At 58.0% G+C, this 10,416-nt stretch carries 15 protein-coding genes; 10 read left to right on the plus strand and 5 right to left on the minus strand.

Annotated elements, in window-relative coordinates; genetic code table 11:
* Positions 1–875: 875 nt before the first annotated feature.
* The gene (locus tag JQ629_RS29425; RefSeq protein ID WP_502753431.1) at positions 876–1,115 is read right to left on the minus strand and encodes a hypothetical protein; all 240 of its coding nucleotides are present in this window, start codon (positions 1,113–1,115) and stop codon (positions 876–878) included.
* Positions 1,091–1,249 carry a hypothetical protein gene (locus JQ629_RS29430; protein WP_212039284.1) on the minus strand — a complete coding sequence of 53 codons (159 nt, stop codon included), beginning with the start codon at positions 1,247–1,249 and terminating at the stop codon, positions 1,091–1,093. Before JQ629_RS29430 ends, JQ629_RS29425 begins: the two co-directional genes overlap by 25 nt.
* Positions 1,250–1,353: 104 nt before the next feature.
* Here JQ629_RS29430 and ligD point away from each other — a divergent pair, with 104 nt between their 5' ends.
* Both ligD and JQ629_RS29440 read left to right on the plus strand, forming a co-directional pair.
* A complete protein-coding gene (ligD, locus tag JQ629_RS29435) occupies positions 1,354–2,274 on the plus strand; it encodes a non-homologous end-joining DNA ligase (RefSeq protein ID WP_212415583.1) in 921 nt (306 codons plus the stop codon).
* 36 nt (positions 2,275–2,310) lie between these two features.
* On the plus strand, positions 2,311–2,508 hold the full coding sequence (locus JQ629_RS29440; RefSeq protein ID WP_212415584.1) for a hypothetical protein: 198 nt from the start codon (positions 2,311–2,313) through the stop codon (positions 2,506–2,508).
* Between the two features lie 570 nt (positions 2,509–3,078).
* On the opposite strand, the gene JQ629_RS29445 is transcribed toward JQ629_RS29440, so the two are convergent.
* Both JQ629_RS29445 and JQ629_RS29450 read right to left on the minus strand, forming a co-directional pair.
* Positions 3,079–3,390, minus strand: coding sequence for a PilZ domain-containing protein (locus JQ629_RS29445; protein WP_249133462.1), 312 nt, complete (start codon positions 3,388–3,390; stop codon positions 3,079–3,081).
* Between the two features lie 746 nt (positions 3,391–4,136).
* On the minus strand, positions 4,137–4,352 hold the full coding sequence (locus JQ629_RS29450; RefSeq protein WP_212415585.1) for a hypothetical protein: 216 nt from the start codon (positions 4,350–4,352) through the stop codon (positions 4,137–4,139).
* 170 nt (positions 4,353–4,522) lie between these two features.
* Between JQ629_RS29450 and JQ629_RS29455 the strand changes: the two genes are divergently transcribed.
* The 5 genes from JQ629_RS29455 to JQ629_RS29475 all read left to right on the plus strand — a co-directional run bounded on the left by JQ629_RS29455 (position 4,523) and on the right by JQ629_RS29475 (position 8,417).
* Entirely contained in the window at positions 4,523–4,735 is a 213-nt protein-coding gene (locus tag JQ629_RS29455; protein ID WP_212415586.1) for a hypothetical protein, read from the plus strand.
* A 242-nt stretch (positions 4,736–4,977) separates the two neighbouring features.
* Positions 4,978–5,169, plus strand: coding sequence for a hypothetical protein (locus tag JQ629_RS29460; RefSeq protein WP_212415587.1), 192 nt, complete (start codon positions 4,978–4,980; stop codon positions 5,167–5,169).
* Between the two features lie 2,157 nt (positions 5,170–7,326).
* Complete coding sequence (locus JQ629_RS29465) at positions 7,327–7,533, plus strand: hypothetical protein (RefSeq protein ID WP_212415588.1); 207 nt, start codon at positions 7,327–7,329, stop codon at positions 7,531–7,533.
* Positions 7,534–7,572: 39 nt separating this feature from the next.
* On the plus strand, positions 7,573–7,737 hold the full coding sequence (locus JQ629_RS29470; RefSeq protein WP_212415589.1) for a hypothetical protein: 165 nt from the start codon (positions 7,573–7,575) through the stop codon (positions 7,735–7,737).
* 482 nt (positions 7,738–8,219) lie between these two features.
* Positions 8,220–8,417 (plus strand): hypothetical protein, encoded by a 198-nt coding sequence (locus JQ629_RS29475; RefSeq protein WP_212415590.1) that lies wholly within the window; start codon positions 8,220–8,222, stop codon positions 8,415–8,417.
* Between the two features lie 139 nt (positions 8,418–8,556).
* Here the strand turns inward: JQ629_RS29475 and JQ629_RS29480 are convergent, their stop codons facing one another.
* Positions 8,557–8,736, minus strand: coding sequence for a hypothetical protein (locus JQ629_RS29480; protein WP_212415592.1), 180 nt, complete (start codon positions 8,734–8,736; stop codon positions 8,557–8,559).
* 217 nt (positions 8,737–8,953) lie between these two features.
* On the opposite strand from JQ629_RS29480, the gene JQ629_RS29485 reads away from it, so the two are divergent.
* The 3 genes from JQ629_RS29485 to JQ629_RS29495 all read left to right on the plus strand — a co-directional run bounded on the left by JQ629_RS29485 (position 8,954) and on the right by JQ629_RS29495 (position 10,156).
* Positions 8,954–9,178, plus strand: coding sequence for a hypothetical protein (locus tag JQ629_RS29485; protein WP_212270008.1), 225 nt, complete (start codon positions 8,954–8,956; stop codon positions 9,176–9,178).
* A 283-nt stretch (positions 9,179–9,461) separates the two neighbouring features.
* The gene (locus JQ629_RS29490; RefSeq protein ID WP_212415593.1) at positions 9,462–9,899 is read left to right on the plus strand and encodes a hypothetical protein; all 438 of its coding nucleotides are present in this window, start codon (positions 9,462–9,464) and stop codon (positions 9,897–9,899) included.
* Entirely contained in the window at positions 9,896–10,156 is a 261-nt protein-coding gene (locus JQ629_RS29495) for a hypothetical protein (protein ID WP_212415594.1), read from the plus strand. The genes JQ629_RS29490 and JQ629_RS29495 overlap by 4 nt, the downstream gene beginning before the upstream one ends.
* Positions 10,157–10,416 lie beyond the last annotated feature (260 nt).

Below are 10,416 nucleotides of genomic sequence, written 5' to 3' on the forward strand. Positions count from 1 at the left end.
GCTCCTCGCGTGATTCCGTCTCCGCTTGCACTAACCGCGGACGGGCGAAGACGTTCCTGACGAGATCGGAGCAACGGCAACGAAAAAACCGGCCGGAGTGCACCCGCGGGCAGCTGCGCCGTTCCATGCACGGCGCGCATAGTGCTCATCGAAACCTAGGAATTGCTAATCCAGGCCTAAAGCCCTCGTCGTCAAGCACAGTTTTTGAAGCTTGCGGCGGGGTGTGGGTGCACGCGTATGCAATGACGGATGACAGGCTACTGCTTGTCGAGATGGGGCCGGGGTCGAGGGGGAAATGCAGTGGCTAAGCTTCTAGCTTCGCCCAGTGGCCTGTTTTGAATCTGCGAGTGGCCTATTTCGGCCAGTACCCGCTATCCGTTGCGGCCATTGCGGGGATACCCCTCTTGCTTTCCAGCGAGCTATGCCGAATCCCGAGCGCGGCTGCTCTGGAAACACGAATCCGGGACCTACGTGAAGTTAACCCCGGTCGGCGCCGAACTGCCCGCCTAGGAACCAATTCGTCCTGCAGCGATTGACGGGGCGGCCGGGACCACCCCGGCGGGTCGCGCCTCGCCACGGAAGGCTGTCATGGTTGAATCCTCATTACCCCGCTTCCTTGTCAGGCAAGACGGCAGCGGCACAAATTGGATGGTGTGGGACCGACTATCAAAGCGACCAGCCAGGCTTAAGGACGAGGAGCTTGTGAAGCTAGCATTCTCGGCCGCTGAAGCCCTCCGGGATTCTCTGAACGCTGGTCCACCGACCCATGGCTGACCGTCAGCAGCGGCCGCCGTTTTACGTTCCAAAGCGTTTCTTCACGGGATGAGACCACTTCATCACTCTGACTCGCTAGCTCGCTTGGAGCGTTGCGAGCTTTACCCCGGGTTTGCGGCACCCGTAGCCGTCCAGTAGCCCGGAGCTTTGACGATCACCTCATGACCCTGCCGGAGCGCCAATGAAGCTGCGGCAACCGCGGCTTCGAATGCGGATTCCTTGGTTTGATAGACATTCTCTGCCTTGCCGTCATGGCTCACTCGCCGCTCCCCCGCGCTGCCAACGATTTCGTAAGACGCCAATCCATTGTCAGCTCCTAATGTGTTCCGGACTTTTGCCACTTCTCAAGGTCGATCTTGGCTCCGTCGTTGCGCTGCTCTTTCTCCGGGTTGCCCTTCCATGGCTTGTCCGTCTGTGCGTGCGAGCCTTGATCGGTGCGTTGGCGAGGGTCGTCTTTCGGGGTTTCTTTGCTCATGGTTCCTCCTGCTAATTTAATCGCTTAGCCGGCATCCCGTTCCAGTGTGGGGAACAAATCAGCAGCGTTTCGCTTGAATCCCGGTTCCGTGACGGAGTTGCGTTGTGGCGTTTCAGCGGAGGAAACCGGCGGCGATCGGCGTAAAGGCGCCGTTCCCCGGATTCATCGAGCCTGCGCTCGCAACCTCGATCGGCAACGTCCCCAATGGGGAACGCTGGATCCACGAGATCAAGTTCGATGGCTACCGCGTCCAGGTCCACCTCGCCAATGAAGCGATCAAGGTCTACACCCGGCGCGGCAATGACTGGACCAACCGGTTCAGGAAGATCGCCGACGATGCCTGGCACATCAGCGCCGGATCCGCGATCATCGACGGCGAAGTCGTGGTGCCGGCCGCCGACGGCACCACGGATTTCTCCGTCCTGCAGAACGAACTGAAGGGAAAATCCACCCGCATCGTGCTGGTCGCCTTCGACCTGCTCTATCTCAACGGCTACGACCTGCGAAAATTGCCGCTGATGGAGCGCAAGGCGCACCTCAAGAAACTGATCGCCGCGACCGACATCCAGTTCAGCGAAAGCTTTGAGACCGACGGCCGCGAGATATACAAGCACGCCTGCAAGGTCAGGTTGGAAGGCGTAGTCTCAAAGGTGCGCGACAGCGTCTATGCGTCCGGCCGGGGCAACAACTGGGTCAAGAAGACCTGCGCCCAGCGCGAGACGCTGGCGATTGCCGGGTTCGCGCTCGACGGCAACGATTGGGACGGCATCTATCTCGGCCGGCGGAAAGGAAAAGACCTGGTCTACGCCGGCAAGGTCGATCATGGTTTCGATAAAGGGTCGGCGGTGCGTTTGCGCCAAGCACTCACGCCGCTGATCCGCAAAACCCAGCCTTACGCCAAACGGATTGCGCATAGGGGGATCTGGGTCGAACCCCAGTTGATGGCCGAGATCGAGTACCGTGCTAAGTCCGCCGAGGGTAAGGTGCGACACCCATTTTTCAAAGGACTGCGGGAGGACATATGAAACCGCGCGATGCCGCCACCCGATCGCGAGAGGTACATGATCTTCGCCGCCTCGATCCCGACGGCTTCCTCCGCCAAAACCTATACCCTCTTTGTCGAAGACGCGCGCGCTCAGGCGCGCGATTTCCTTCGGGAGTATCCTGCCGGCGGCTACATGACGATTGTAGAGCACTGGCGTCAGCTTCCGGACAGCCAAATTCAATTCACAATGCGGAGGCTGCCATGTGCCGATTGAGGAGCCGCGCGAATGATGAGAGATAGGATGACGGGTAGTCGTGCGCAGAAGGTGACGACCTGGTTGGCTAGACGGAGCCTACGCCAGCTGGGCGAGCATGAAGCGCTCGCCGAGCTGGAGCGTGCGCGAAAGATCGCCGTCGAAAGTCACAAAGCCAACTCGCGTGCAGGCCGGTCCACGCTGACGCAAAATTTCGAAGGATGAACAAGCCGTGGATGGCCGACGAGGACGAGGCGCCTAGAAAGCGCATGCTCGCAAGCCCCTGAACGTCCTTGCAGAGAGAGCGCATCGAACGCGCCAACTGCCGGTGCTCGTTACCGGCGGGGCCGGGCGGCATGGAACGCGAGCGTTTGATGATTACCAGCGCAACTCGTAAAGCTCGGCCATGGTGTAGCATTTGGTTTCAACATCGGATTGGCGATTAGCTGAGGGCATGATGCTCCCCTTGATCGGGCGGCAGGTTGCGCGACGCGGTTGCCTATCTCGCAAGACCGTTCCCAAATCAGAACGCGATATGCCGGCGGTCACGACCGCGGCCTAGATGCTTACAAACGCAGCGGATGCGCGCCCTTAGGATTTCTTCTTCTCGCCGGGTTTGATGAAATGGACACCAACCTGATCGCCATTGACCCAAGCGAGTTCGCACCGCCGATATGCTTTTCCCATAGTCGACAGCACCAGGAAAAACTCCTTCATGGCAAGACCTTCAACCGAGCCGTCGATTGAAAGTCTGGCGCCGGTATCCGACGCATCCAGCATTGTACAGGGTCGACGCCAAGTACCGTCGATCGCCATCATGTTGGCCGTAAATCCCTTCTCGAATACGACCCTGTGCGCCTTGCGCTTTTCCGTCATGAACCGCCCTGCAAAAAAAGCCGCCATCGGTGTCAGTCCGACGACGGCTTTTCATAACACGCTCAATCCAGCAGATTTAGCCTGGGCCGGTTTGGTTAAACAAAGGTAACCGCCGACGTGAACCGGCAGGCTGTCTCGTTGGGCGCTCAGATCCGGCAGTGATCGGATCAGCGTCACCACCGGCGCCTGGCTCTAGCGGGTCCGGAGGCAACTGACGACCCAAATCCGATTCAGAAATCTTTAATAAATTCGTAACAGCCTCCTCCTGACAACAGGAGGCGATGACATGCGCGTTTCCGAAGAATTCTTCGAGTGGGCGACTTGCATTGCCCTGTGGGGATCTACCTTGCTCGTCATCGCGATTTGCTAGCCTGTCTCTAGAGCTTCCGAGCTACTCCAATGACAACCCCCAAGGGTCCCAGTGATTCCAACCAGCTGGCCAAGTCGATGATAGACATTGCGACGGGGCAGCAACCGAGTCCGGTCGATAGCAGACCGGCGCCGGTCGCGCCCATGGAGCGCCAGACCACGCAGGCATCAATCGCGCCAGAACGGCGCGCCGAGATCACCAAGAAGGCTACCAAGGAGTGCGGAGGACGAAAAGCCCCGCTGCGAAGCGGGGCTAAGTCTCGGAAGTATCCTTTAAACTGACCCGGCGTGCCCTCCCGCCGCGCTGATGCACACCCCGAATCGGGATGAATACCGGACTCTGGTGAAGTGGGGCCCCCTGGCCCGAGAGTTAATCGGCGGGGAACTAATTGCGAATATTTTGCTTAAAGTCCCTTATTGCTTTGGTGGAGTTTCGGATGACCGACCGGCAATTGGCTCTCAAAGCCGTGAGCGAAGCCCAGCGCATCCTTGAAGAGTATCTCGAACCCCGACCGCACAATAACGAACACCTCCTGGATAGGCTGGTTGAGGTGCTTGCGCGGCCCGACCTCATAGTCGCCGTTGATCGTCTCCAGCATGGCAATGACTGGTGAAACCAAGAACAACCCGCCGGGGGTGAACCGGCGGGGCCTCGCTTCAATCCTCCGTATCGGAGCCGTCGATTTAAACTCGGGCTCAATCAGGTAAGTCCTTACAAGGCGCTCAGCCGCATGCTGAATATCCTCGCGAAAGACACAGGCGAAAAGCCAGTCAAGAAGGCGAAGACCCGATGAAGGAAAGTACTCAAGCCAAAATCACGGCTGCCGTAGCCGCTGCTAGAGGAATGGCACAGAAGGCACTAGCAACCAGTCCAAACCCCGAGTGGACCGAGTATGAAATGCGCTCAATTGACGAGTGGATCGCCCTTCAGGATGTGAAACTCGAGCGCCCCGAAGCCATCCGCCGGCTTGTGGAGCTGGGGCTCAACAGCAAGACCAAATGACCAAAGATACTCCGGTCGCCGCCAACATGAGCCAAAGGGCGGTGATGCAGTATCTCAGTTTGACTGAATGGAAGGTGGTAGCTCACCTACCGGTGCCGGCTGGTCCTGTTATGCTCGATCGGATACGGGACCATGGTTGGATAGAACTCCGCGGAATGAAGCCGCGGACCGAGATCCGATTGACCGAGCAGCAATGCGCGCCCCTATTTTAGTCAAGGCGAAAAAATAAGTGGGAGTTGATTATGAGTTTCGAGCGAATTTCCGATGAGAGCGTGGCTCGTTATTACGAGAGCATCCGTCAACAGGCTGATGCGGACCGAATGCACAAGGAACATTTCACGGCCAGCCCAAACGTTCGCGAGCGGGCGGACAAGCTACGCCAGGAAATGATCAAGCGACGACTGCAGCATTCGCCTATCAACTGGCCATCTTGATTTCAGTCAAGCGCGCCCTGCGCGGCTGCAACTGACGACGGCGAAGCAAATGAACTTTGACGATGGCTCCGTGACGCCCTGGGAGCGCCAGTTTGTTAGTTGCGAATTGCGTTTCTGTTATCGATGCTGATCTCAATTTATGATCGATCGCGGTAGTTCAGATCGCGCCAATGCAGGTTTGAGAATGAGCACACCAATCACCGTGATATTCGTCTGCTCAAAGTGCAGCGCGGGTTATCAGACTGTTCAGAAGGCGCGGAATGAGCAGGTCGCCGGCAGCTTCCGTTGTGAGGTTTGCCAAACTGAAATCTATGCTTGGTCCGGCCCATACGCCTATCTTGACTGGCAAGCCGTCGAAACAATACCTAAGCCGAGCCGGGAGACGCCACCGGGCGGCCGGGGCTAAGTCGAGGCAGCGGCCTTCGGCATAACTGAATCCCGTTGCGTTCGAGCGCGCCGATCCACCATCAGTATCCAGCGTCGCGCTTTGGTTCTTGAGCGGCCATTCTCGCGAGGACGAGGGCGTCCTCCGCCGCATGACGAAAGTCCCGAGCAGCCTTCAAAGGGCGGCGAATATTGGGATCTTCCGAGCTACTATCGAACGTGATCAATCGCATGCAGTTCGGGCACTGAACCTGATAGCCGTTCTTGAGCCGGCTAGCTCGCTCTGAGAAAGGCCTCCGGCAATTTGAGCAAATGATTTTAATTCGATCCGTCATATGAAGAATCCCTCCAGCCTGGCCATCTCCGTTTTTGGCCGAACCATAAGGATCAACTTTTAAGTTTTCGACCCGTGGCATTGAACAGAGTTGACGGATCATGGTCAGAAATCGTCAACGATGTTCGGGCAGACCGACGTGAAGTGTGCGGCGGCAGTTCCGGACCCAAGCTCTGGGGTCATTTGCCTTAAATGCGTGCGGCGTAGGAACAGGCCTTGGACGGAGGAGGATGATCGCCGGCTGCTTGAATTACGAGACAGCGGCCGATCTTATCTTTCGATAGCGGTGGCCATGAGACGCTCGGCCTCTGCGATTAGAGGTCGTCTTAGTATGGTCCGAGCCCGGGCGAGATCCACCCTAAACTCGCTAAAGACCGATGCGTAGCGCCGCGTTCGAACCCTGCATCCCAACCCGCGGCACCAGGTCCCTTCTTCCAAGAACTGGCTCCACGAGATTAAGCACGATGGCTACCGCTTGATCATCCAGCGCGACGGCAAGCGGGTTCGGTCAGTCTTCTACAAGGGAAATCATTCGTATCGGAGCCGTCGATTTACACTCTTGTTCAGTCAGAAAGGTCCTCAAGGCGCTCAGCCGCCTAGCGCCACCACCTCAGTCCACGCAGCGTACCTCGTGGGCGCTTTCGCGCGCGCCCAGGTTGCGATACGATGGGCCTTCGGCTTGTTGAGCTAAGGCTCAAGGCTAAAAATGATAAGCTGGCGATTTGCTGTTCCGACCGTTCTAGGCGCAGCTGCCCTTGCAGCCTGGATCACCTACGTCGTTTTCCCGATCTCGCCGCCGCTCATCGAAGAAAATCGCCGAATGCCGACTGTGTCTGAAGCGACAGGTGGTCAGGATATAGCGTCTGAAGACGAGGTGTTCGCCTACCAACGAGCGGCGGAGGCTATCCTAAAGCGAAATCCAAATGCGAAGGCGTCGGCCGACGAGCTCCCACGGATCACCGGTCGTATCCCGCTGCCAAAGCCGCGCCCACTCCCGCGACCCTGAGGGCTATTTCCACGATCGATAGGCATCCAGCGCGTGAGCGACAAGAATGCCGACGCTGACAATTACCAAAAATACTGCAACAGCCTCGAGCATGGGCGATCCTAGGACAGCTCAAGTAAGCAATTCCGCGAGCTGCACAGTCAAATGAATCGTTTGTCACGCGATGATCTCGGCGCGACTGGGGATTCTGAGCAACGGTCGACCCCGGTTCCAGCATCAAAGCGCGACCTGCAGCCACGCTAACCCTGTCTAAAATGGTCGCAACGAAACTCGCGTGTTAAGCTTGATGTCCGCGTTGCAGGTTAATTCCGGAACCGCAATGCCCGTTTGAGGAAAGGCGGGCCGAGTTCGAGAGCGACTGGCGCAAGCTTTGGCGGCTCGGAAGGCGAAGAGGAAATAAGGAAGGGATTGATCGTCCAAAGGAGAGGTGACGATGGACGGAAAGATATTCAACAGCGAAGGACAGTACGTCGCCATCATCATTGCCAACCAAATTTATAACCTATCCGGAAAGAAGCTGTATGACCTCCGCGGTCAAAAGATCTACAAACCAACGGGCGAATTCGTCGGACACCTTAACTCTGCCGGTGCTGACAAACGGCTCGACAAATCGAGCGATCGATTGTTTCCCAAACTCTAGATCCCGCCCCCTGGTCGAACTGGGGCTGAAGGCGAAGAAATGGGTGCGATCGGCCTGCGGGACCTCGAAGAAATGGCGGCGAAGCTCGAAGCCACCGCTCGCAAACTTCCGACCGGACCACGGCGCGACGAATTACTTGAAGATATCGCGAGATTTCGTGCGCAAATAGCCACCCTGCAGGCTGCCGTTTTACAGGGGAAATGACGATGAGAGTTTTGATCATTCTAGCCGCGGCATGTTTTTCGGCGAACGCGATGGCGCAGGCTCCTCCGCCGCCGAAGGTGGGCCAAAAGCCGCTGGTTCAGGTGAAGCCAAAAGCGGCAGAGGGCTGCAAGCTCGTTGGAACGGTCAAGGGGACCAAGCTGTGGGCCGGCAATTGCGTGGCGGCGTCAGAACTTCGGGGAACCGCACCCGCGGACGAGCCCTCCGCGCCAGCGCCGGCTCCTGAAGCAAATCCCCCTGCGGCGAAACAATAGGTAGCCAAGCCCGGCCGGTGCGGCTCTTCGCGTGACATAATTACAAATTGTGCTTGTCGCTTCACTCCTCTGCAGGTAACTTCCGACTATCGGACAGTGGCCGAGGACACATTTTTTTAGTTTCGGTCCCTGCGTGAAGGCCTGGTCATTTTACCAGGTGGAAGCATTGCATTTTGGCCCAGACGGTTTTGCTTCGAAAGAATTTTAAAAATGGATTACGAAACCAAGAGATTGGTTGTCGGCACTCGCTTTAAGATGAGTGAACTCGGAGCCGCTCGATGCCCGGATCTGGCCGGGCAGACAGGGATCATTGTTGAGGTGAGCCAAAGCAACACGGGCGTTACCGTGTTGTTCGGCGGAGCCAACAGACCAACGGCCTTGCACAGGGATTTTATCACCCCAATCTAGCGGTAACGCATCCTGCGTGGCCTTACGCGAAGATCATAAAGCCAAGGAACGCCACCAAGACGGTCAGGCAGATCATCCCGAGTCGGAAGTATAGGGTGCTGCGATCCATGGCGTGCCCGGCTAAGTGTTTATTTAGCGTCTATTTCCGCACCAGCCGCGCGACCCGCCGGTGGTCGTGAGACCAAATCTCGATGGTCGGATGGTCTTCAAGACATTGGCGGGCCTCCCGCTCCGCGGTTTGCGAGTCGGTAGCGGCGAGGTCATAACGGGCCAGCGCCACCCCGCTAAGGTCGAGCGCGTAGGCAACGAATTTCCTCATGGCTGGGCCGCTCCTTGGCATGCGAAAAGCCCGGCATCATGCCGGGCGGAGCGCAAGTATTACGCAGCTAAAAGCAATGGATCTAGTTAAGCGCGCCGTTCCTGGGCCGTCTGTTCACTTTTGAACCCTGCGCGTCAGGCCGTGTCTTATCGCTTGCTCGCCCACTCTGGTTGCGGAAAACTCCGGCTGGTCGAGATCTTGGCTGAAGGGCTAAGAAATGACGAAGACACCAGGCAAAGCTGAACCACAGAAGCCGATCAGCAAAGCCGCGCGCGAAGCGCGTAAGGCATTCCGCCAAGTCGACGCCGAAAAGGCAATGACCGAGCACGAGATCGCGCAAAAGGCGTTCTCAAAAAACCGCGAGCGTCTCAAGGCCGAGCGGCTGGAGCGCGAGGCTGCAGCGCCACCGCCCACAAAAGTCCAGCTCAAAGCGAAGAAATGACAGCTCCAAGTCCAGCGAGACGGCGTTGGACCTCCGAAGAGGAGCAGAAGCTTGATGAGCTCCTCGATGCCGGAAAGGAAGCCGCCGAGATAGCTGTTGAACTGAATCGAACACGCCAAGCTGTCTATGCTCGATTGCAACGGCGGTACAGAAAACGAGCAAAGCAGTTCGGCTTGTCCAGCTCCGGCTGAAGATACAGCGCAATCCCGAGTATGCCGCGGCAGTTACGAACCCTAGCGCTGGGGTCGTTTGCCTAGCCGCTACGAGCGCGCTTCAATGGGGCATGCCCGAGCTCACCCGCCGCCCTCACCCCGAACGCCGACTGCTGGCACATCCTTATGGTGACGTTCAGGTCGGCACGATCGCGGTCCAATCGGGCTTGCCCGTCAAAGCTAAGCAATGGCGATGGGACGTCGGCTTCTACCCAGCATCACACCGCGGGCATAACCGCTCCGGCTATGCGGCGAGCTTCGATGAGGCGCGGGCGGGATTCGATGTCGCCTGGAAAGACTACTTCCCGAAATGCACGGAAGCTGATTTCAACGAGTATCGGCGCCAGCGCGCCTGGACGGCTTGGAAATACGCCATGCACGCCGCCGGCCTGCCGTTACCGACGCAATCAACCAGTGGACGAGCACGCTGTTTCTGTGGCGCCACGATCGATATGGCGGTAACCGATCGACACGTTCACGATGCGCATATGGATTCGGAATACGCATGAAGCTCAGCACCGACCGCCCCTATTCCGATCCTGAAAAGGCCGCGCGTAAGCTGCTGGATATCGCCAGAGCCACCGAGCCGGTAGACGGAAAGATTTACATCGAGAAGATAAATGCGCCGATGCTTTACCTGGAGCGCGCCACCCCGGCCGAATACAAAGCCGGCCTTGATTTGGCGATATCGCGCGGTTGGCTGTTGCTGCATGAGAGTGGGACGTTCGTTAAATTCACCCAAGCGGGGACCGACCTGTTCGGCTAGGAACCAATTCGTTCTGCCGCGATTGACTGGGCGGCCGGGATCACGCCCGGCGGGCCGCGCCTTGCCACGGAAGGCTGTCATGGTTGAATGCTCACTATCCCGCTTCCTTGTTAGGCAAGACGGCAGCGGCACAAATTGGATGGTGTGGGACCGACTATTAAAGCGACCAGCCAGGCTTAAGGGCGAGGAGCTTGTGAAGCTGGCATTCTCGGCCGCTGAAGCCCTCCGGGATTCTCTGAACGCTGGTCCACCGACCCATG

This window comes from Bradyrhizobium sp. AUGA SZCCT0222, from assembly GCF_018130205.1.
Lineage (GTDB): Bacteria > Pseudomonadota > Alphaproteobacteria > Rhizobiales > Xanthobacteraceae > Bradyrhizobium.